General features: G+C 67.6%; 22 protein-coding genes. 16 read left to right on the top strand and 6 right to left on the bottom strand.

The genetic code is table 11. The annotated features are described in order from the left end of the window. Nucleotides 1-141: 141 nt before the first annotated feature. Genes ihfB through trpB form a run of 5 tightly spaced genes read left to right on the top strand, consistent with a single transcriptional unit; the run spans nucleotide 142 to nucleotide 3,270 of the window. Nucleotides 142-429, top strand: a complete 288-nt coding sequence (gene ihfB / locus BLT64_RS19795; protein WP_011750022.1) for an integration host factor subunit beta — start codon at nucleotides 142-144, stop codon at nucleotides 427-429. 38 nt (nucleotides 430-467) lie between these two features. Then, complete coding sequence (locus BLT64_RS19790) at nucleotides 468-869, top strand: LapA family protein (protein WP_011750023.1); 402 nt, start codon at nucleotides 468-470, stop codon at nucleotides 867-869. 4 nt (nucleotides 870-873) lie between these two features. Beyond that, nucleotides 874-1,521 carry a phosphoribosylanthranilate isomerase gene (locus BLT64_RS19785; RefSeq protein ID WP_011750024.1) on the top strand — a complete coding sequence of 216 codons (648 nt, stop codon included), beginning with the start codon at nucleotides 874-876 and terminating at the stop codon, nucleotides 1,519-1,521. An 11-nt stretch (nucleotides 1,522-1,532) separates the two neighbouring features. Beyond that, complete coding sequence (locus tag BLT64_RS19780) at nucleotides 1,533-1,985, top strand: GNAT family N-acetyltransferase (protein ID WP_011750025.1); 453 nt, start codon at nucleotides 1,533-1,535, stop codon at nucleotides 1,983-1,985. A gap of 52 nt (nucleotides 1,986-2,037) precedes the next feature. After that, the gene (gene trpB / locus BLT64_RS19775; RefSeq protein ID WP_011750026.1) at nucleotides 2,038-3,270 is read left to right on the top strand and encodes a tryptophan synthase subunit beta; all 1,233 of its coding nucleotides are present in this window, start codon (nucleotides 2,038-2,040) and stop codon (nucleotides 3,268-3,270) included. Between the two features lie 16 nt (nucleotides 3,271-3,286). Here trpB and BLT64_RS19770 read toward each other — a convergent pair whose 3' ends face one another. Continuing rightward, a complete protein-coding gene (locus BLT64_RS19770; RefSeq protein WP_011750027.1) occupies nucleotides 3,287-3,904 on the bottom strand; it encodes a DsbA family protein in 618 nt (205 codons plus the stop codon). A gap of 67 nt (nucleotides 3,905-3,971) precedes the next feature. Between BLT64_RS19770 and alkB the strand changes: the two genes are divergently transcribed. Continuing rightward, a complete protein-coding gene (alkB, locus tag BLT64_RS19765; protein WP_011750028.1) occupies nucleotides 3,972-4,628 on the top strand; it encodes a DNA oxidative demethylase AlkB in 657 nt (218 codons plus the stop codon). 93 nt (nucleotides 4,629-4,721) lie between these two features. Here the strand turns inward: alkB and BLT64_RS19760 are convergent, their stop codons facing one another. Beyond that, complete coding sequence (locus BLT64_RS19760; RefSeq protein WP_011750029.1) at nucleotides 4,722-5,549, bottom strand: bifunctional allantoicase/(S)-ureidoglycine aminohydrolase; 828 nt, start codon at nucleotides 5,547-5,549, stop codon at nucleotides 4,722-4,724. Nucleotides 5,550-5,635: 86 nt separating this feature from the next. Next, entirely contained in the window at nucleotides 5,636-7,048 is a 1,413-nt protein-coding gene (puuE, locus tag BLT64_RS19755; protein WP_011750030.1) for an allantoinase PuuE, read from the bottom strand. A gap of 219 nt (nucleotides 7,049-7,267) precedes the next feature. Between puuE and BLT64_RS19750 the strand changes: the two genes are divergently transcribed. Then, a complete protein-coding gene (locus tag BLT64_RS19750) occupies nucleotides 7,268-8,632 on the top strand; it encodes an NCS2 family permease (protein WP_011750031.1) in 1,365 nt (454 codons plus the stop codon). A gap of 130 nt (nucleotides 8,633-8,762) precedes the next feature. On the opposite strand, the gene BLT64_RS19745 is transcribed toward BLT64_RS19750, so the two are convergent. Further along, nucleotides 8,763-9,635: a MurR/RpiR family transcriptional regulator gene (locus BLT64_RS19745; RefSeq protein WP_041530411.1), complete on the bottom strand. Its 873-nt coding sequence runs from the start codon at nucleotides 9,633-9,635 to the stop codon at nucleotides 8,763-8,765. Between the two features lie 196 nt (nucleotides 9,636-9,831). Between BLT64_RS19745 and BLT64_RS19740 the strand changes: the two genes are divergently transcribed. From BLT64_RS19740 to BLT64_RS19705, 8 genes are read left to right on the top strand one after another with little or no spacing between them, the layout of a single operon-like run. After that, entirely contained in the window at nucleotides 9,832-11,157 is a 1,326-nt protein-coding gene (locus BLT64_RS19740; RefSeq protein ID WP_011750033.1) for an aspartate aminotransferase family protein, read from the top strand. Nucleotides 11,158-11,164: 7 nt separating this feature from the next. After that, nucleotides 11,165-12,664: a M81 family metallopeptidase gene (locus tag BLT64_RS19735; RefSeq protein ID WP_011750034.1), complete on the top strand. Its 1,500-nt coding sequence runs from the start codon at nucleotides 11,165-11,167 to the stop codon at nucleotides 12,662-12,664. Beyond that, nucleotides 12,664-14,253 carry an ABC transporter substrate-binding protein gene (locus BLT64_RS19730; RefSeq protein ID WP_041530627.1) on the top strand — a complete coding sequence of 530 codons (1,590 nt, stop codon included), beginning with the start codon at nucleotides 12,664-12,666 and terminating at the stop codon, nucleotides 14,251-14,253. Before BLT64_RS19735 ends, BLT64_RS19730 begins: the two co-directional genes overlap by 1 nt. 55 nt (nucleotides 14,254-14,308) lie before the next feature. Then, the gene (locus BLT64_RS19725) at nucleotides 14,309-15,253 is read left to right on the top strand and encodes an ABC transporter permease (protein WP_011750036.1); all 945 of its coding nucleotides are present in this window, start codon (nucleotides 14,309-14,311) and stop codon (nucleotides 15,251-15,253) included. Then, nucleotides 15,250-16,113 (top strand): ABC transporter permease, encoded by an 864-nt coding sequence (locus BLT64_RS19720; RefSeq protein WP_011750037.1) that lies wholly within the window; start codon nucleotides 15,250-15,252, stop codon nucleotides 16,111-16,113. The genes BLT64_RS19725 and BLT64_RS19720 overlap by 4 nt, the downstream gene beginning before the upstream one ends. Beyond that, complete coding sequence (locus tag BLT64_RS19715; protein ID WP_011750038.1) at nucleotides 16,113-17,783, top strand: ABC transporter ATP-binding protein; 1,671 nt, start codon at nucleotides 16,113-16,115, stop codon at nucleotides 17,781-17,783. Before BLT64_RS19720 ends, BLT64_RS19715 begins: the two co-directional genes overlap by 1 nt. Then, nucleotides 17,780-18,640 (top strand): carbon-nitrogen hydrolase family protein, encoded by an 861-nt coding sequence (locus tag BLT64_RS19710; RefSeq protein WP_011750039.1) that lies wholly within the window; start codon nucleotides 17,780-17,782, stop codon nucleotides 18,638-18,640. Before BLT64_RS19715 ends, BLT64_RS19710 begins: the two co-directional genes overlap by 4 nt. Nucleotides 18,641-18,652: 12 nt before the next feature. After that, on the top strand, nucleotides 18,653-19,192 hold the full coding sequence (locus BLT64_RS19705; RefSeq protein ID WP_011750040.1) for a carboxymuconolactone decarboxylase family protein: 540 nt from the start codon (nucleotides 18,653-18,655) through the stop codon (nucleotides 19,190-19,192). Here the strand turns inward: BLT64_RS19705 and ssb are convergent. After that, on the bottom strand, nucleotides 19,189-19,701 hold the full coding sequence (gene ssb, locus BLT64_RS19700; RefSeq protein ID WP_011750041.1) for a single-stranded DNA-binding protein: 513 nt from the start codon (nucleotides 19,699-19,701) through the stop codon (nucleotides 19,189-19,191). The two genes, BLT64_RS19705 and ssb, sit on opposite strands and share 4 nt — an antisense overlap. A 232-nt stretch (nucleotides 19,702-19,933) precedes the next feature. On the opposite strand from ssb, the gene BLT64_RS19695 reads away from it, so the two are divergent. Further along, on the top strand, nucleotides 19,934-20,581 hold the full coding sequence (locus BLT64_RS19695; RefSeq protein WP_011750042.1) for a lytic transglycosylase domain-containing protein: 648 nt from the start codon (nucleotides 19,934-19,936) through the stop codon (nucleotides 20,579-20,581). A gap of 62 nt (nucleotides 20,582-20,643) precedes the next feature. Here BLT64_RS19695 and BLT64_RS19690 read toward each other — a convergent pair whose 3' ends face one another. Further along, a complete protein-coding gene (locus BLT64_RS19690; RefSeq protein ID WP_011750043.1) occupies nucleotides 20,644-21,216 on the bottom strand; it encodes a lipid-binding SYLF domain-containing protein in 573 nt (190 codons plus the stop codon). Nucleotides 21,217-21,286: the final 70 nt, after the last annotated feature.

Here is a 21,286-nt window from a genome sequence, read left to right as displayed (position 1 = left end):
GGATCGTCGCCGATTGAACCATAAAGTCTTGAAAAGCGCGGCAACCAAACCGCCAAACATGCGTTCTGTCGTTGAATGCCGCGATGTCTGACATATGATCGGGCGGCAGGAATTGTTGGAACACCAGATTCAGGAACCGCAATGATCCGATCCGAACTGATCCAGAAGATCTCCGAAGAAAACCCGCATCTGTTCCAGCGCGATGTCGAGCGGATCGTGAACACCGTCTTCGAGGAGATCATCGACGCCATGGCCCGGGGCGACCGGGTGGAGTTGCGCGGCTTCGGTGCCTTCTCGGTCAAGAAGCGCGACGCCCGCCAGGGCCGCAACCCGCGCACCGGCGAGACCGTCAGCGTCGACGAAAAGCATGTGCCCTTCTTCAAGACCGGCAAGCTGTTGCGGGAACGGTTGAACGGCCTCGACGAATAGGCCAGATTGCCGGCGACAATCTTTACGGGGTTCAAGGCATGCGCGCGATCCGGGTCTTCTTCTTTGTCATTCTGGCCGTCGTGCTGATGCTGTTGGCGGCGGCGAATCGCCAGCTTGTCACTGTCAGCCTGGTACCAGAGGCGCTGGCGCCCTTTGCCGGCGGGCAATGGTCGTTGACCATGCCCGCCTTTGTCGCGCTGTTCCTGGCCATGGTCTTCGGCGTGCTGCTCGGGCTGGTCTGGGAATGGATCCGCGAATCGCATCTGCGCGCCGAATCCAGCCGCCGGGCGCATGATCTGGCGCAGCTGCAGCGCGAGGTCGGCGATCTGCGCCGCACCCATGCCGCGCCGCGCGACGATGTGCTGGCGATCCTGGACGAGACGCGCAAGCCGGCGGCCGCCCCGGCGGGCACGGGTTCGACCCTGCCGGCGCCGCGTTGATGCCATGGCCGTTTCCGTCAAGATCTGCGGCCTGACCGAGGCCGCGGGCCTCGCGGCGGCCGTCGACGCGGGCGCACGCTATGTCGGCTTCGTCTTCTTTCCGAAATCCCCCCGCCATGTGACGCCCGGGACGGCGGCGGAGCTGGCCGCGCAAGTGCCGCTGGGCGTGGCCAAGGTCGGGCTGTTCGTGAACCCCGATGACGCGGCGCTGGACGCGGTGCTGGCACATGTGCCCCTGGACGTGATCCAGTTGCACGGCGCCGAGACGCCCGCCCGCGTGGCCGAGGTCAAGGCGCGTACCGGCCTGCCGGTGATGAAGGCGGTGGGCGTGGCCGATCCGCAGGATCTCGACGCGCTCTGGGATTACGGGCTGGTCGCCGACATGCTGCTGATCGACGCGAAACCGCCCAAGGATGCGGTGCTGCCGGGCGGCAACGGGCTTGCCTTCGACTGGCGGCTGCTGGCCGGGCGGCAGATCCTCAAGCCCTGGCTGCTTGCCGGCGGCCTGACGCCCGAGAACGTGCATGAGGCGATCCGCCTGACCCGCGCGCCGGGCGTCGATGTCTCCTCCGGCGTCGAAAGCGCGCCCGGCGTCAAGGATCCCGACCGCATCCGCAGCTTCATCGCCCGCGCCACGGCGCCGATCCTGTGACTGCCGGTCCCGTGACTGCCACCGTCGCCTTTCGCGAGGCCCGGCGCGACGAGGTTCCCGCCATCCTTGCGCTCCTGCGCGACGACATGCTGGGTCAGGGGCGCGAAGGCGACGACCTTGCCCCCTATCTCGCCGCCTACGACGCCATGCAGGCCGAGGCCGCGAACCACCTGATCGTCGGCCTGATCGACGCGCAGGTGATCGCCTGCTACCAGATCACCTTCATTGCCGGCCTGTCGCTTTCCGCCGCTCGCCGCGCCCAGATCGAGGGGGTGCGCGTCCGTCCCGACCAGCGCGGCCGCCGCATCGGCGAGGCGCTGATCCGCGATGCCGAGGCCCGCGCCCGCACCGCCGGCTGCACGCTCTTGCAGTTCACCACCAACCGCAGCCGTAGCGAGGCGCATCGCTTCTACGACAGGCTCGGCTTTACCCCTTCCCATATCGGATATAAGAAATCCCTCTGACGGGGCTTCTCTGTTCCCCAAATACTCATTGCGACCGCGCCCGAGGAGAGCCATGGCCGAAGACCTCATCAACAGCTTCATGACCGGCCCGGACGAGCAGGGCCGCTTCGGCATCTTCGGCGGCCGCTTCGTCAGCGAGACGCTGATGCCGCTGATCCTCGACCTCGAGGCCGAATACGAGCGCGCCAAGGACGACGCGTCCTTCTGGGCCGAGATGGACGATCTGTGGAAACATTACGTCGGCCGGCCCAGCCCGCTCTATTTCGCCCCGCGCCTGACCGAGGAACTGGGCGGTGCCAAGATCTATCTCAAGCGCGAAGAGCTGAACCATACCGGCAGCCACAAGATCAACAACGTGCTGGGCCAGATCCTGCTGGCGCGCCGCATGGGCAAGACCCGGATCATCGCCGAAACCGGCGCCGGCCAGCATGGCGTGGCGACCGCGACGGTCTGCGCCCGCTTCGGGCTGAAATGCATCGTCTACATGGGCGCGCATGACGTCGAGCGCCAGGCGCCGAACGTCTTCCGCATGCGGCTGCTGGGCGCCGAGGTGGTGCCGGTCACCTCGGGCCGCGGCACGCTCAAGGATGCGATGAACGACGCGCTGCGCGACTGGGTGACCAATGTGCGCGACACCTTCTATTGCATCGGCACCGTCGCCGGCCCGCATCCCTATCCGGCCATGGTGCGCGATTTCCAATGCATCATCGGTCGCGAGACCCGCCGGCAACTGGCCGAGCAGGAAGGCGAGGGGCGGCTGCCCGACAGCGTGGTCGCGGCCATCGGCGGCGGCTCGAACGCCATGGGGCTGTTCCATCCCTTCCTCGACGAGCCCTCGGTGCGCATCATCGGCGTCGAGGCCGGCGGCAAGGGCGTCGACGAGCGCATGCAGCATTGCGCCAGCCTGACCGGCGGCCGCCCCGGCGTGCTGCACGGCAATCGCACCTATCTGCTCCAGGACGGCGAGGGCCAGATCCTCGAAGGCCATTCGATCAGCGCCGGTCTGGACTATCCCGGTATCGGACCCGAGCATGCCTGGCTCAAGGAACAGGGCCGCGCCGAATATGTCAGCGTGACCGATGACGAGGCGCTGGCGGCCTTCCAGACCCTTTGCCGGCTCGAAGGCATCATCCCGGCGCTGGAGCCCAGCCACGCGCTGGCCCATGTCGTCAAGATCGCGCCGGACCTGCCGCGCGACCATATCATGGTGGTGAACCTGTCGGGCCGGGGCGACAAGGACATCTTCACCGTCGCCAAGCATCTCGGCGTCGATATCCGCACCTGAATGCGAAAGGCGCGCGCTATTTCGCGGCGCGCGCCTCGGCCACCAGTTCGGCCAGGTCGTCCTTGCTCAGATAGCCGAAGATCGCCCGGTCGCCGGCGATGAAGCTGGGCGTGCCGACCAGCCCGATCTCGTCGGCCAGCGCCAGCGAGCGCTCGATCCGCCGGGTGATCTCGGGCGACTGCATGTCGCGCTGCAACCGCGCCACGTCCAGCCCGACCTCGCGCGCCACGCGCAGCACCGAAGGTTTCTCGGCCTTGCCGCGCATCGCCATCAGGGCGCGATGGAACTCGGCATACTTGCCCTGCGCCTGCGCGGCCAGCGCCGCCTCGGCGGCAAAGCGCGAGCCCTCGCCGAAGATCGGGATCTCATGCACCACCAGCCTCAGCCCCGGGTCCGATTGCAGCAGTGCCATGACCTGCGGCGCGCTTTTCCGGCAGAAGCCGCAATTGTAATCCGAGAACTCGACCAGTACCGCATCGCCCTGCGCATTGCCCATCACCGGCAGGCCGGGGCCGTTGAACACGGCATCCTTGATCGCCGCGACCTCGGCCGGGCTGTGGTCCTGCGCCTGCGCGGGGACCGGCGGCAGGGCGCAAAGCAGCGCAAGGGCGATTGCGGCAAGGGGGCGGAGCATGGCAAGAGTCCTTTGCTGTGGCCAGACCTGAAAGCCATTGCCGGGCGCGCGGGTCAAGATCCGCGCCATGACAATTCCGTGGGAGAACGGCATGGAGCCAGACCTGTTCGGAACCCGTCGCGACGAGCCCATCGGCCCGGGCGCCATGATCCTGCGCGGCCTTGCCTCGGCCCCCGAGATCCTGGCCGAGGTCGAGCGCATCGCCGCCCTTTCGCCCTTCCGCCACATGCTGACCCCGGGCGGGCGCCGGATCGGTGTCGAGATGACGAATTGCGGTGCGCTCGGCTGGGTCAGCGACCGGCGCGGCTATCGCTATGAGCCCTGCGATCCGCTGACCGGGCGACCCTGGCCGGCGATGCCCGCACGCTTCCTGCAACTGGCGGATGAGGCGGCCGCGCGGGCGGGGTTCCCCGGCTTCCGGCCCGATGCCTGCCTGGTCAACCGCTATGTGCCGGGGGTCAAGATGGGATTGCACCAGGATCGCGACGAGGCGGGATTCGATGCGCCCATCGTCTCGGTCTCGCTGGGCTTGCCGGCGACGTTCCAGTTCGGCGGTCCCGAGCGCAGCGATCCGGTGGCGAAGCATGTGCTGGACCATGGCGATGTCGTGGTCTGGGGCGGGCCGGCGCGGCTGGCCTGGCACGGCATCCTGACGCTGAGACGGGCCGAGCATCCGCTGACCGGCGCCGCGCGCATCAACCTGACCTTTCGCCGCGCCGGCTAGGCCGTCGCAGGCTTTTTCCGTTTTTCAAATACCCCGGGGGAGCGCGGCGTCCGCCCCATCAAGGGGCGGGCGCCGCGCGGGGGCGGAGCCCCTTTACTTCCAGATCGGCGCGTGGCGGTTCACGTCCTTGTAGAGCAGATAGCGGAAATTGCCCGGACCGCCGGCATAGCAGCATTGCGGGCAAAAGGCGCGCAGCCACATGAAATCCCCCGGGCCGACCTCGACCCAGTCGCGGTTCAGCCGATAGACCGCCTTGCCCTCGATCACGAACAACCCGTGCTCCATCACATGCGTCTCGGCAAAGGGGATCGAGCCGCCGGGCTTGAAGGTCACAATGGTGATATGCATGTCGTGGCGCAGGTCGTCCGGGTCCATGAAGCGGGTGGTCGCCCAGCTGTCGTTGGTGTCGGGCATCGGGATCGGGGCGATGTCGCGTTCGTTGGCGACGATCACGTCGGGCTTCGACAACCCCTCGACTGCCTGCCAGCGCTTGCGCCACCAATGAAAGCGCGCGGTTTCGGCGCCATTCTTCACTGACCATGCCATGCCCGCCGGGATATAGGCAAAGCCGCCGGGGGTCAGCTCATGCGCCGTGCCGTCGATGGTCACCGTGATCGTGCCTTCGGTGACGAAGATCGCCGCCTGCACGCCCGCGTCGTCCTCGGGCCGGTCCGAGCCGCCCTGCGGCGCAAGCTCGACGATATATTGGCTGAAAGTCTCGGCGAAGCCCGAGAGCGGGCGGGCGATCATCCACATCCGCATCCCCGTCCAGCCCGGCAGGAAGCTGGTGACGATGTCGCGCATCGTGCTGGCGGGGATGACGGCATAGGCTTCGGTGAAGGTGGCGGTGTCGGTCGTCAGGTCGGTCTGCGGCGGCAGGCCGGCGAAAGGCCCGGCATAGGTCGGGGTGGTGGCGGTCATGGCAGGTCTCCGTTGCGCCGGGATCTCTGTTGGCCCGGATCATGTCTTGCGCCCCGCCCGCGGGTCGGCGCGGGCGGGGAAGGGGCTCAGTTATCGCCCAGGATCTGTTGCAGGCGCAGCGCGCCGATGCGGCTGACCTGGCGCTCGGCCTCGGCGCGCTCGGTCGCGGTGTCGTTGTCGATGCGCCGGCGCATGGCGGCCATGATCCCCGGCTTGTCGTGGTCGCGCACGGCGATGATGAAGGGGAAGCCGTGCTTTTCCACATAAGCCGTGTTCAGCCGGTCGAATTCGGCGCGCTCGTCGTCGGTCAGGCTGTCGAGGCCCGCGCTTGCCTGTTCGGCGGTGCTGTCGGCGGTCAGGCGCTTGGCAGCGGCCAGCTTGCCCGCCAGGTCCGGGTGCGCCAGCAGCACGCCCAGCCGTTCCTCGTCGCTGGCGGCGCGGAAGACCTGCGCCATGCGTGCGGCAAGCCCGCCGGGGGTGTCGTGGATCGCGCCCATCTCGCCTTCCCAGACTCGCTCCGCGATCCAGGGCGAATGCTCGTAGATGCCGCCGAAGGCCGCGACGAACTCCTCGCGTTCCATCTGCGAGGGGCGCTGCTTCGGCTGGTAGGGATGGGTCCTGGCCCAGTGCCGCGCGATGTCGAGCCGGGTGGCGAACCAGACGCCCTCGTGCTTGCGGGCGTGTTCGATGAATTTCTGCACCGCGATGGCGCGGCCCGGACGGCCGGCAAGGCGGCAATGCAGCCCGATGGACATCATCTTGGGCGCGCCGGCCTCGCCCTCGGCATAGAGCACGTCGAAGCTGTCGCGCAGGTAGTCGAAGAACTCGACCCCGGTGCCGAAACCCTGGCCGGACGAAAAGCGCATGTCGTTGGCGTCCATCGTATAGGGTACCATCAGCTGCGGCTTGCCGTCGTGGACGTGCCAATAGGGCAGGTCGTCGGCGATGGTGTCGGCCAGGTATTCGAAGCCGCCTTCCTCGCAGCCCAGCTCGACCGTGTTCATCGAGGTGCGGCCCTGGTAGAAGCCGCGCGGCCGTTCGCCGGTGACGCGGGTGTGCAGCTCGATGGCCTTGGCTATATGCTCGGCCTCGACCTCGCGCGGGATGTCCCGGTAGTCGATCCATTTATAGCCGTGGGTGGCGATCTCCCACCCTGCGGCCTGCATGGCGGCGACCTGCTCGGGCGCACGCTCAAGCGCGGTGGCGACGCCGTAGATGGTCAGCGGCACATCCTTGAGCAGGCGATGGAGGCGCCAGAAACCCGCCCGCGCGCCGTAGTCATAGATCGATTCCATGTTCCAGTGGCGCTTGCCGGGCCAGGGCTGGCAGCCGATGATCTCGGACAGGAAGGCTTCCGAGGCAGCGTCGCCGTGCTCGATGCTGTTTTCGCCGCCTTCTTCGTAGTTGATGACGATCTGCACCGCGATCCGGGCGTTGCCGGGCCATTGGGGGTCGGGCGTGTGCTCGCCATAACCGATCATGTCGCGGCTGTATCGCATCACTTGCTTCCTTTCCTGATTTCTGGCTGTCTAGCACTCATCACCCTGCCGGCCTTTCAGGCAACCCGAGAATTTCTATAAACAGAACCAAGTTTTTCTTGAAAATCACTGTTTATAAACATCTCATTGAAACTCTGTCGCTATACCTTGCATTCTCGTTGAAGATCACCGGGCATATTCTGGCCAGCACGGCGGGCAAGCCGCCAATTGGGAGGAAACATGCCAGACAAGCAATCCGGCCTGACGGCCAGCGGCGCCAGCATCAGTCCAGGGGAAGGAACCGTGCTAGACAAGCAGTTCGGCCTGACGGCCCATGGCACAACCGTAAGGACGGAAGTGATCGCAGGGATTACCACCTTCCTGACGATGGCCTATATCATCTTCGTGAACCCCGAGATCCTGTCCTCGACCGGCATGGACCGCAACGCGGTCTTCGTCGCGACCTGCCTTGCCGCGGCGCTGGGATCGGCGATCATGGCGCTGTGGGCCAACTGGCCCATCGGCATGGCGCCGGGCATGGGGCTGAACGCCTTTTTCGCCTTTACCGTGGTCGGCGCGCTGGGGTTCACCTGGCAGCAGGCGCTGGGGGCGGTGTTCATCTCGGGCCTGATATTCCTGTTCCTGTCGGTGACAGGCATCCGGCGCTGGCTGATCGCGGGCATTCCGACATCCATGCGCAGCGCCATCGCCGCCGGCATCGGCATGTTCCTGGGGCTGATCGCGCTGAAGAACTCGGGCATCGTGGTCGACAATCCGGCGACGCTGGTGGGCCTGGGCGACCTGACCCAGACCGGCACGCTGCTGGCCATCGTCGGCTTCTTCATCATCGCGGCGCTGGACGCGCTGAAGGTGCGCGGCTCGATCCTGATCGGCATCATGGTCATCACGGTCGTGTCCATCGCCATCGGCGCCAGCCCCTTCGGCGGGGTGATCTCGATGCCGCCCTCGATCATGCCGACCTTCCTGCAACTCGACGTCGCAGGCGCGCTGACCGTGGGCATCTTCCACGTCATCCTGGTCATGGTGCTGGTCGAGGTCTTCGACGCCACCGGCACGCTGATCGGCGTGGCCAAGCGCGCCGGATTGCTGACCGAGGGGCCGACCCATACCAACAAGAACCTCGGCCGGGCGCTGATGGCGGATTCGACGGCGATCCTGGCAGGCTCGATGCTGGGCACCAGCTCGACCACCGCCTATGTCGAAAGCGCCTCGGGCGTGCAGGCGGGCGGGCGCACCGGGCTGACCGCGCTGGTCGTCGCGGGGCTGTTCCTGCTGGCGGTGTTCTTCGCGCCGCTGGCGGGCTCGGTTCCGGCCTATGCCACCGCGCCGGCGCTGCTTTACGTCGCCTGCCTGATGGTGCGCGAATTCGAGGAAATCCAGTGGAGCGACGTCACCGAAAGCGCGCCGGCGGTGCTGACCGCGCTGATGATGCCCTTTACCTATTCCATCGCCAACGGCCTGGCCTTCGGCTTTGTCAGCTATGCCGCGATCAAGCTGGCGACCGGCCGCGCGCGCGAGGTGCATGCAGCGACCTGGATCGTCGCCGCGCTGTTCGTCATCCGCTTCGCCTTCTTCATGGAGTGACCTTCGTTCTTGGTGGGGCGGATCGTCCGCCAGCCGGAGCGTAAAAGAACAAGGCCCGCCGCTTTGGCGGGCCTTTCCAGTTCCGGGTCCAGGCAGCGCCGACCGGGCGGTGCGACCCGCCCCGGCACGATCATTGCCGCCTGGGGATCGCGCTGGAATAGGTGTTCAGGGCCAGCAGGTGGCGGTCGGCCTTTTGCAGGGCTTCGAGCGCGGCGGCACGGTCGCGGTTCGCCAGCAATCCGCACAGCACCTCGGACACCGCCAGCGCCGGCGCGAGGGTGTGAAAGAAGGTCGGGCTTTCCGTCGCGCAAAGAATCACCTCGTCGGCAACGCCGTTCAGCGGCGAGACCTCGCTGTCGGTGATGGCGACGACGCCCATGCCCTTTTCCCGCGCGAGCTGGGCCAGTTCCAGGCTGTGCCGCGCATAGGGGTTGATCGAGATCGCCAGCAGCACATCCTTGGCCCCCGCGCGCATCAGCCCGTCGCCCACCGTGCCGGCCGGCCCGTCCAGATGCTCGGTCCGCTCGCCCAGCAGCGTCATGACATAGTGGAAATGCCAGGCCACCAGATGGCATGACCGCAGGCCCAGCACATAGATCCGCCGCGCCCGCGCCAGCCGTTCGGCCGCAGCCTCCAGCCGGGCGATCGAGGCGGGCTCGCCAAGCCGTGCGATCTGCAGGGACAGGCTGTGCAGCATCTGCTGGGCCAGCCCCTCGTCGCTGGTGCTGGCCCGTTCCTGCTGGGCGGCGAAGCCGTCGACCCGCAACCGGATTGCCTGGGCGTGATGGGCGCGGATATCCTCGTAGCCGGCGAAGCCGAGGAACTTGGCCAGCCGCGTCATGGTCGAGGGCTGCACGCCCGCATTGCGCGCCAGTTCCCGCATCGAGACCAGAGCCACCTCGTCGGGATGTTCCAGTATGTGGCGCGCGGCCTGCTGCAACTGCGGCGGCATGGACTCGAAGGTGCCGATGATCCGGTCACGCAATGCGTCGCCCTGAGACATATGTTTCAAACCTTTGCTTCCTGGGTCACCAAATTGCCTGAACATCGCAGGAAAGCAACGGGTTTCCGGCAAAATGACAATCCGAATGTATCGAATACTTAGTTCGTAAAACAATCGTTGCAATGTGGAATCGATTCTGGCACGAATCGTCCAGGGCGGCATTGCCGCGATTCCCTTGCAGATACGGGACAGACGAATGACCAGGATTCTTCACCGCTCGATTGCAGCGGCATTGCCGCGCGCGGTCTCGGGGCAGGGCGTCCATATCGGCGATGCCGAGGGGCGCAGCTATATCGACGGCTCGGGGGGTGCGGCGGTCAGTTGCCTGGGCCACGGCAATGCCGAGGTGCTGGAGGCGATGCGCGCCCAGATGGATCGCATCGCCTATGCCCATACCTCGTTCTTCACCACCGATGCCGCGGAATCGCTGGCCGAGCGGCTGGTGCGGCTGGCCCCCGAGGGGCTGGACTATGTCTATCCGGTCTCGGGCGGTTCCGAGGCGGTCGAGGCGGCGCTGAAGATGGCGCGGCAGTATTTCGTCGAGATCGGCCAGCCGCAGCGGCGCCATATCATCGCCCGGCGGCAGAGCTATCACGGCAACACCATCGGCGCGCTGGCCGCGGGCGGCAATGCCTGGCGCCGCGCGCAGTTCCAGCCGATCCTGCCCGAGACGCATCACGTCTCGCCCTGCTATGCCTATCGCGACCAGCGCCCGGACGAGACGGTCGAGGATTACGCCGCGCGGCTGGCCGCGGAGCTGGAGGCCAGGATCATCGAGCTCGGCCCGGATCAGGTGATCGCTTTCGTGGCCGAGCCGGTGGTCGGCGCCACCATGGGCGCGGTGCCGGCGGTGCCGGGCTATTTCCGCCGCATCCGCGAGGTTTGCGACCGCCATGGCGTGCTGCTGATCCTGGACGAGGTGATGTGCGGCATGGGGCGCACCGGCTCGATCTTCGCCTGCGCGGCCGAGGGCGTGCGTCCCGACCTGGTCACCATCGCCAAGGGCTTGGGGGGCGGATACCAGCCCATCGGCGCGGTGATGCTGTCCGAGCGCATCTATCGCGCCTTTGCCGACGGGTCCGGCCTGTTCCAGCACGGCCATACCTATATCGGCCATCCGGTCGCTGCCGCTGCCGCCGACAAGGTGGTCGAGATCCTGTCGCGCCCCGGGATGATGGAGCATGTGCAGGCCATGGGAGAGCGCCTGCAATCCGGCCTCGACGCTGCGCTGGGGCAATCGCCCCATGTCGGCGACATTCGGGGCAGGGGGTTGTTCCGGGGCATCGAGCTTGTCGCCGACAAGGACGACAAGGCGCCCTTCGATCCCGCCCGCCGCATCCATGCGCGCGTCAAGAAAGAGGCGATGGCGCGCGGCCTGCTGTGCTATCCGATGGGCGGGACCATCGACGGGGTGCGCGGCGACCATGTCCTGCTGGCGCCGCCCTATATCATCCAGCCCGAGGAAATCGACCAGATCGTCGACCGTCTTGCCGGCGCCATCGCCGCCGCGACGGCGGGGTAGGGCCGCCATGGCGCCGCGCATCGCCTTTGCCGGGTTCAACCTGGAATCGGTCAGTACCGTCCCGCAACGGGTCGAGCTGGCCGAGTTCCAGCGCGTCTGCACCCGCGGCGCCCAGATCCCGGCGCGGTTTCGCGGCACCAATACCGTGCCCGGCGGCAGCATCGCGATCTGCGAGGGCGAGGGCGCGGAATTCGTGCCGCTGTTCCATACGCTGCTGGGCGCGCTCGGCCCCGCCAGCGACGAGGCGGTGGCGCATTACACGCGCGAGTTGCTGGAGGGCGTGACGGGAGCCGGGCGGCTGGACGGGATCGTCCTGTTCCTGCACGGCGCCTGCTGGGCCGAGGGCCATGCGGATGTCGAGCGCCATGTCATCGACAGCTTGCGCGCCGCCCAACCCCATCTGCCCATCGCGGTGGCGCTGGATTATCACGGCAATGTCGATGCGCGGATGCTGCGCGGTGCCGACATCGCCGTCGCCTATCGCCATTCGCCGCATATCGACATGGGCGAGACCGGCCAGCGCGCCACCCGCGCCCTGTTGCGCATGATCCGCGAAGGGCGACGGCCCGGCCTTGCGGTGGCGCGGCCGGGGATCGTGATCCCCTCGATCATGTCGGCCACCTCGTTGCAGCCGCTGGCAAGGGTCATGGCCGAAGCGCGGGCCGCGGAAGCCCAAGGCGATTGCGACATCTCGGTCATGGCCGGGTTTTCCTATGCCGATGCCGCCAATACCGGCATGTCGGTGATCTGCCTCGACTGGCAGGGGCAGGCGGCGGCCGAGGCGCGGGCGCAGCATTTCGCCCGCCGCCTGCACGGGCTGCGGCGCGACCTGTCCGGGGCGGTGCCGGTCATGACGGTCGATCAGGCGATGGCCGACCTGGCCGCGCATCCCGCGACGGGCAGGCCGGTGGTGCTGCTGGAACATGCCGACCGGATGAACGATTCCACGCATCTGCTGCGCGCATTGCTGGGCCGGGATGTGGGCAGGGTCATGGTGCCCTTTCTGCTGGACCCGCAGACGGCGGCGCAGGCCCATGCGGCGGGCGCGGGCGCGCGCATCGCCGTCAGGCTGGGCGGCAAGAGCGCGCCCGAAACCGGCGGCCCGGTCGAGGCCGCGGCCGAAGTGCTCTGGACCGGAGCGAAATCCTTTACCGTCTCGGGCCGCTACCAGCAGGGCAGCTTTGTCGATCTGGGGCTGACGGCGCTGTTGCGGATCGGGCGGGTCCGGGTCTCGGTGGTGTCGCATTTCGCCTTTGCCGTGGATGGCGATCCCTTCACCATCTTCGGCGAGCGGGCGCAGGATTACGACGTGATCCTGCTGCGCTCCAAGACGCATTTCCGCGACTTCTACGAACCATTGGCCGAACGCATCCTCGTGGTCGACACCCCCGACCTCGGCCCTGCGGATGTGCGGCTGATCCCCTATCGCCGGCTGGACGTCACCCGGGCATGGCCGTGGTGCGAACTGCCGGAAATCACAAAAGAACCAGAAACAGGAGAGGTATGATGACGATTTCGGGACTTCGCGCCCTTGGATGGGCCGCCATGGCGGCGGGTTTGCTCCACGCCGGGCCGGCTTCGGCCGAGACGGTGCTGAACGTGGTGATGCAGGCGCCGCTGCGCACGCTGGATCCGCATCTGAGCACGGCGCAGATCGTGCGGACGCATGGTTTCATGGTCTTCGACACGCTTCTGGGCATGGATGCGGATTACAAGCCGCAGCCGCAGATGGCGGATTACCAGGTTTCGGACGACGGGCTGACCTATACCTTCACCCTGCGCGACGGGCTGACATGGCATGACGGCAGCCCGGTCGCGGCCGAGGATTGCGTCGCCTCGCTGAAACGCTGGGCCGAGAACGATCCGGCCGGGCGCAAGATGATGGAATATGTCGCCTCGATCGAGACGACCTCGGACAAGGTGCTGGTGCTGACGCTGGCCCGTCCCTTCGGCCATGTGCTGGACCTGCTGGCCAAGCCTTCGCCGGTGCCGCCCTTCATGATGCCCAAGCGCCTGGCCGAGACGCCCTCGGGCGAGCAGGTGGCCGAGATGGTCGGCTCGGGCCCGTTCAAGTTCGTCGCCGAGGAATACCGGCCCGGCGATCAGGCGGTCTATGTCAGGAACGAGGATTACCAGCCGCGCCCCGAGCCGGCCAGCTGGACCGCCGGCGGCAAGGTGGTGAATGTCGACAAGGTGGTGTGGAAGGCGATGCCGGACATGCAGACCTCGATCAACGCGCTGCAATCGGGCGATGTGGATCTGATCGAGCAGGTGACCATCGACCTGCTGCCCCTGCTGCAAATGAACGACGAGGTGGAATACGGCGTCATCAACCCGCTGGGCAGCCAGGTCACGGGGCGCTTCAACCACCGACTGCCGCCCTTTGACGATGCCGAGATCCGCCGCGCCGCCATGTATGCGCTGGATCAGGAGCAGTTGATGCAGACCGCCATCGGCGACCCGGAATACTACACGCTCTGCGCCTCGGATTACGGCTGCGAGGTGCCGCTGGCGTCGGATGCCGGCTCGGAATACCTGGCCGGCAGCGCCGAGGAGCGCATGGCCAAGGCGCAGGAGATCCTGAAGGCCGCAGGCTATGACGGAACCCCGGTGCTGATGATGCAGCCGACCGACCTGACCATCCTGTCCACCCAGCCCATCGTCGCCGCCGAGCGGCTGCGCGAGGCCGGCTTTGCGGTCGAGGTCGCCTCGATGGACTGGGCCACGCTGCAATCGCGCAAGAACGGCTGGCAGCCGGTGGCCGAGGGCGGCTGGAACATGCTCTTTACCTATTGGGGCGTGACCGGGATCTGGAACCCGCTGGTCCATGCGCTGCTGGATGGCTCGGGCAGCGACAACGCCTGGTCCGGCTGGCCGGTCAGCCCCGAGATCGAGGCGCTGCGCGAGCAGTATCTGGTCGCCACCGACCTGGACGAGCAAAAGCGCATCGCCGCCGAGATCCAGCAGATCGCCTATGACCAGGGCTTCTACTACAATGCCGGCGAGTTCCAGTCGGTCGCCGCCTGGCGGGACGGGATCACCGAGCTGCAACCCGGTCCGATCACCCTGTTCTGGGGCGTGAAGAAGCCCGAATAAGCAGGTCCGGGCGCGCGGGCCTTGCCCGCGCCCCGACGCTTCACGAGAGGTCGCCATGCTCTATTACCTGCTGCGCCGCCTGCTGATGGCGGTGCCCGTCATGTTCCTGATCGCGCTGATCGTGTTCATGCTGTTGCGGCTGACGCCGGGCGATCCGGCGCAGGCCATCGCCGGCGATCAGGCCAGCCCCGAGCAGATCGCCGCGATCCGCGACAGCCTTGGCCTCGATGCGCCGCTGGCCACGCAGTTCACGACCTGGATCGGCAACATGCTGCGCGGCGATTTCGGCCATTCGCTGATCTCGCAGCGCCCGGTGCTGGAGATGATCGGCCAGCGCATCGGCCCGACGCTGGCGCTGGCCACGGTCGCCATGGTGCTGACCGTGGTGATCTCGCTGCCGCTGGGCGTCGTCGCCGCGCGCCGCCATGGCGGGCTGGTGGACCGGCTGGTCATGTCGCTGTCGGTGCTGGGCTTTTCGGTGCCGATCTTCGTCATCGGCTATGTGCTGATCGGCATCTTCGCCGTGCATCTGAAATGGTTCCCGGTGCAGGGCTACAGGCCGCTGGCCGAGGGGTTCTGGCCCTTCCTGCACCGCATCTTCCTGCCCGGGCTTGCGCTTTCCTTGATCTATATCGCGCTGGTTTCGCGCATGACGCGGGCCGCCATGCTCGAGGTGCTGCGCGAGGATTACATCCGCACCGCCCGCGCCAAGGGTCTGTCCGAGCGGGTGATCCTGTTCCGCCACGCGCTGCGCAATGCCGCCATCCCGATCCTGACCGTGGTCGGCACCGGCTTTGCCATGATGATCTCGGGCGTGGTGGTGACAGAGACGGTGTTCAACGTCCCCGGCCTTGGCCGGCTGGTGGTCGATGCGGTTCTGGCGCGGGATTATCCGCTGATCCAGGCGATCATCCTGCTGACCGCCGGCACCTATGTCGTGATCAACCTGCTGATCGACATCTCCTATGCGCTGACCGATCCGAGGATACGCTACCAATGACGACGCCCCTGAATCCCGCGCTGCCGCGCCGCCGGCTGGCAGGCAACCTGCCGCATTGGACCGTCATCCTGTCGCTGGCGATCCTTGCCGCCGCCCTTGCCATGGCGATCCTTGCCCCGCAGCTGGCGAATTTCGAGCCGACGCGGATCAATGCCGCCATGCGGCTGCAACCCGCATCCGAGACCTATTGGCTGGGCACCGACAGCTTCGGCCGCGACCTTTATTCCCGCATCATCCATGGCGCCCGCGTCTCGCTGGTGGTGGGGGCTGGCGTGGCGGCGGGCGCGATCCTGATCGGCCTGCCGCTGGGCCTGCTGGCCGGCTGGTTCCGCGGCCTCGACGCGGTGCTGATGCGGCTGATGGACGGGATGATGGCCATTCCCGGCATCCTGCTGGCCATCGCCATCGTCGCACTGACCAAGGCGGGGCTGGTCACGGTCATCATCGCCATCATGATCCCCGAGATCCCGCAGGTGGTGCGGCTGGTACGCTCGCGCGTGCTGGCGGCGCGGGCCGAACCCTATGTCGAGGCAGCCCAGCTGCTGGGCACGCCCGCGCCCCGGCTGATCCTGCGCCACCTGCTGCCGGCGACCATCGCGCCGCTGATCGTGCAGGCGACCTATATCTACGCCTCCGCCATCCTGACCGAGGCGGCGCTGTCCTTCCTGGGCGTCGGCATCGGCACCGAGATCCCGACCTGGGGCAACATCATGGCCGAGGGGCGGCTTTACTTCGCCATGCGGCCCTGGCTGGTATTCTGGCCGGCCATCGTGCTGTCGCTGTGCATCCTGTCGATCAACCTTCTGGGCGACGCGCTGCGCGACCGCCTGGACCCGAAGATGAAGGGGAGGGCCGATTGATGGCCGATCACGCCAATGCCGCCCAGCCGGTGCTGTCGATCCGCGACCTGCGCGTCTCGACCTGCGGCCGCGAGCCGGTCGAGATCCTCAAGGGCATCGGCTTCGACATCGCGCCGGGCGAGACGGTCTGCCTGGTCGGCGAATCCGGCTCGGGCAAGTCCGTGACCTCGCTGGTGACCATGGACCTGCTGCCTCAGGGCGAGCTGCGCGCGACCGCCGGCTCGGTCAGGCTGAACGGAGAAGAGATCCTGACCGCGACGCCGGCGCGGACCAAGACGCTGCGCGGCTCGGACATGGCGATGATCTTTCAGGAGCCGATGACCGCGCTGAACCCGGTGCTGAAGATCGGCCTGCAGATGGACGAGGTCTATCGTGCCCACCGCCGGATGAGCCCGGCCGAGCGGCGGCAGGCGGCGCTGGAGGTCTTTGCCTCGGTGCACCTGCCCGATCCGCCGCGCATCTATGACAGCTATCCGCACCAGCTGTCCGGCGGCCAGCGCCAGCGGGTGATGATCGCCATGGCGCTGGCGCTGAAGCCCCGGCTGCTGATCGCCGACGAGCCGACGACCGCGCTGGACGTGACCACCCAGAAGCAGATCCTGAGCCTGATCCGCGAATTGCAGGAGCAGCAGAATACCGCCGTGCTGTTCATCACCCACGACATGGGGGTGGTGGCCGATATCGCAGACCGCGTCTGCGTCATGCGCCATGGCGAGATGGTCGAGGCCGGCCCGGTCGGGCAGGTGCTGAGCCACCCCACCCAGCCCTATACCCAGGCGCTGCTGCGCGCCGTGCCCTCGCTGGTCCCGCGCGCGCCGCGTCCCGAGGCGGCCGGCCCGCCCGCCATCGAGGTCAGCGCGCTTGAGAAGGTCTTCCAGATCGGCTCGCTGCCGGCGCAATTGCTGGGCCGAGCGCCGCATCGCGTCCATGCGGTGGACCGGGTCAGCTTTCGGTTGGCGCAGGGCCGCACGCTGGGCATCGTCGGCGAAAGCGGCTCGGGCAAGTCCACGGTGGCGCGTTGCGTGCTGCGGCTGGAGGATCCCAGCGGCGGCGAGATCCGCGTCGGCGGCCAGGACATCGCCCGCTTGCGAGGCGCCAGGGCGCTGGCCCCGGCGCGGCGTCGGGTGCAGATGGTGTTCCAGGATCCCAACCGCTCGCTGAACCCGCGGCTGCGCATTGCCGAAAGCATGATCGAGGGGCCGCTGAACATGGGCGAAAGCCGTGCCTCGGCGCTGGAACGCGCGGGCGAGCTGATCGAGGTCGTCGGCTTGCCGCGCGCCAGCCTGCGGCGCTTTCCGCACCAGTTCTCGGGCGGGCAGCGCCAGCGCATCGCCATCGCCCGCGCGCTGATGATGGACCCCGAGGTGATCGTGGCGGACGAGGCGGTCTCGGCTCTGGACGTCTCGGTTCAGGCGCAGGTGCTGGACCTGCTGGCCGAATTGCAGGCCAAGCGCGATCTGGCCATCCTGTTCATCACCCACGACCTGCGCGTCGCCGCCCAGATCTGCGACGAGGTGATGGTGATGCGGCGCGGTTCGGTGGTCGAGCATGGCCCGGCGGCCGAGGTGCTGGCCCATCCGCGCCACGACTATACCCGCGCGCTGATTGCCGCCGCACCCGGCCGCGACTGGGATTTTTCCACGGGCCGCCGGATCGAGGTGCCGGCATGATCGCCGCGAGCCTGGTCCAGATGGACGTGGCGGCGCTGGACCCCGCCCGGAACCTGCGCCGCATCCATGACCATATCGCCGCCGAGGCGGGACGCGGCGCGCAGTTGATCCTGTTTCCCGAACTCGCCAATACCGGCTATGTCGAGCCGCTGGTCCCCGGCGGGGCGATGACCCTGCCGCCGGCGGATTATGCCGGCGCGCTGCATCGCGCCTGCGCCGCGCCGGACGGGCCCGAGATCGCCTCGCTGGCCGAGGCGGCGCAGCGGCACGGCACCCATGTCGTCATCGGCATGGGCCTGCGCGATCCGCTGCGCGAGGGCGTGATGCGCAACTGCTCGCTGCTGATCGGTCCGCAGGGGGTTCTGGGCTGCTATGCCAAGATCCACCAATGGCAGAACGAAAAGCTGTATTTCACCCGCGGCGACCGGATCGATAGCTTTGCCTTCGGCGAGACGCGGCTGGGGATGCAGATCTGCTACGATATCCGCTTTCCCGAGATCACCCGCATCATGGCCATGCAGGGCGCGGGGATCGTGACCTCGGTCTGGGCCTCGTTCGGCGCCGAGGATGCGCCGGTCCCCGACGAGGCGCTGTTCCTGCACCGCGCCTATACGCGCGCGACCGAGAACGGCGTATTCTTCCTTAGCTGCAACCGCAGCGGCAGCCATGGCGGGCAGCGCTTTTTCGGGCGCTCCTGCGCGCTGGCGCCCGACGGCGCCGTGCTGGGTGCGCTGGACCATGATGGCGAGGACGTGCTGCGGGTCGAGATCGACCTGGCGCAGATCGCCCGCTATCGCGGCTTCACCGGCATCTGGGCCGATCGCGCGCCCGAGATCTATGCGAAATACTTTCCCTGACCGGAGCTTTTCATGACTTCTTCCTGCCCGCCGCTTGCGGATGCCGACTGGCCCGCAGAGATCCTCGACCTGCGCCAGGGTTTTGCCGGGGCGCTGAACGTCTATCGCACCATGGCCCATCACCCCGCGCTGTTGCGGGCCTGGGCGCCGCTGCGCCAGCATGTCGTCAAGGATACCGCGCTTGGCCCGATCCGCTCGGAACTGGTGATCCTGCGGGCGGCCCATCGCATGGGCTCGGCTTATGAATGGGCGCATCACGTCAGCCGCGCGCGGGCGCTTGGCATGGCGGACGAGCGCATCCTTGCCATGCGCGGCGAGGGCATGCCGGGGGGCGAGGACGGGCTGATCGCGGCGGCGGTCGATGCGCTTTTCGACCAGCGCCGCCTGCCCGAGACGCTGGAGGCCGAACTGGCGCAGGCCCTTGGGCGCGAGGCGGTCATGGACCTGATCGCCACCGTCGGCTTCTATTCGGTCCTAGGCTATATCCTGATGACCTACGGCACGCCGATCGACGATGCCGTGGCGGCCGAAATGGCCGCCCGGCCGCTTTAGAACGGGATGTCGTCGTCGAAATCGGGGCGGCTCTGCGACTGGCCGCCACCGCCGCCCGAGGAATATCCGCCCCCGGACGAGCTGCCGCCGGAAGAGCCACCGCCGTAACTGCCGCCGCCATAGCCTTCATCGCGGCCGCCGCCGCCGCCCGCGCCGCCGCGGCTGTCGAGCATATGCAACTCGCTGCGGAAGGGGCGCAGCGCGACCTCGGTCGAATAGCGGTCGTTGCCGCTCTGATCCTGCCATTTGCGGGTTTCCAGCTGGCCTTCGACATAGACCTTGGAGCCCTTTTTCAGGAATTGCTCGGCCACGCGGACCAGCGGTTCGGAATAGATGACCACCGTGTGCCATTCCGTGCGCTCGCGACGCTCGCCGGTGTTGCGGTCCTTCCACTGCTCGCTGGTGGCGATCCGCAGGTTGGCGACCTTGCCGCCGTTCTGGAAGCTGCGGACCTCCGGGTCTTGGCCCAGGTTGCCGACCAGGATCACCTTGTTCACGCTGCCTGCCATGCCGCGGTCCCTTTCGTTGTCTTTGGTTCCCGCGCGGGTGTAGCGCGTGATGGGCCGCAGGGGCAAGCGGAATGGCGTCGGGGGCCAATGGAATGACGTCGCGCCGATGATCGGCGAAAATCCGCCGAAGATTCCGTTGCTGCGCGCGCCGTGAAATCCTCTTGCGGCGCCGGCCCGGCTTTGCGCTATAGTGCCGCACAAAAAAGACAACGCCATGCATGAGGGACCAGTAATGCTTTCACGCGATCAGGCGATGCTGCGCCGGTTGGGCCGGGCCGTAATGGCCCTGACGCTTTCGGCTGGGCTGGCTGCGCCCGCTGCGGCCGAAGGGCTGCGGCTGCAGGTGAAAAGCGGCAAGTCGCGACAGGCGCAGTTCGAGCGCCAGACCCGGCTGATGGATTCGCGCCTGGCCGGGCAATACCAGCAATCGGCCCGGCTGCGCCCGGGCGGCACTTCGACCAAGAGCGTGGTCGAGCTGGACCTGCCCACAGCCGTGCCCGCCTATAACGGCAACCGGCGCAGCCAGTATCTGCCCCATGCCCGCGCCATGGCCCGCAAGCATGGCGTCCCCGAGGATCTGTTCCTGCGCCTCGTGCAGCAGGAATCGGGCTGGAACCCGTCGGCACGCTCGCACAAGGGCGCGCGCGGGCTGGCGCAGCTGATGCCTGGCACCGCTGCCAAGCTGGGCGTCGATCCGAACGACCCGATCCAGAACCTGGAAGGCGGCGCGCGTTATCTGCGCATGATGTACAACACCTTCGGCAACTGGCGGCTGGCGCTGGCGGCCTATAATGCCGGTCCGGGGGCGGTGGCGAAATACGGCGGCGTGCCGCCCTATCGCGAGACGCGCAACTACGTCCGCATCATCCACGGCAGCTGAAACGAAAAAGGCCGGGCAGGGCGCCCGGCCTTTTCGATTTTCGTCCCTCGGAAGGTCGAGCCTCAGAAGGTCGAGGGGATGATGCGGGTGTATTTCGTCCCGGCGATCGAGGCACCGGCCATCAGCCCGGACTGGCCGAACACCATCGCCACCACCGGCTGCTGCGAGGTGATGGTGTCGGTGCCCATCGAGACGCCGCCGGCGGGCAGGGCGTAATAGGCCCCGGCCTCGGCCACCCAGCCCGGCGCCCTGCGGAAATCGGCCAGCGCGGCATCGGTCTGGAAGATCAGCACATGCGCATATTGCTGTGCGCCGATCTGGAAGCCGACGCTGGCCTGCGTCGCCGAATAGTAGTCCACCGTCACGTCGTTGATGCGCAGCGCGCCCTGGCCATAGGCGCCGCCGACGCCGAATCCCGCCTCGGTCATCAGCGGCATGTAGAGCACGCCCTTGGCGTTCTGCACCATGGGCGCCACGTTGGGATAGCTGCGCCGCAGGAAATCCCGCGTCGCATCGACCCGCGCGTCCAGCCGCGAGGGCGCATCCTGCCCGACCGCGTTCGAGCAGCCCGCCAGCCCCAGCGCCGCACCGCCCAGCAGCACCAGGCGCCGGCTCATCCGCTTGGAATACATCATCTTTCGCCCTCGTTCCCTGATCGGCGGCTGGCCCGCCTGTAAGGCGGCGATGATAAAGGACCGGGCGGCC

The organism is Paracoccus denitrificans (assembly GCF_900100045.1).
Classification (GTDB): Bacteria; Pseudomonadota; Alphaproteobacteria; order Rhodobacterales; family Rhodobacteraceae; genus Paracoccus; species Paracoccus denitrificans.
This window is presented reverse-complemented; position numbering and strand designations above follow the sequence as displayed.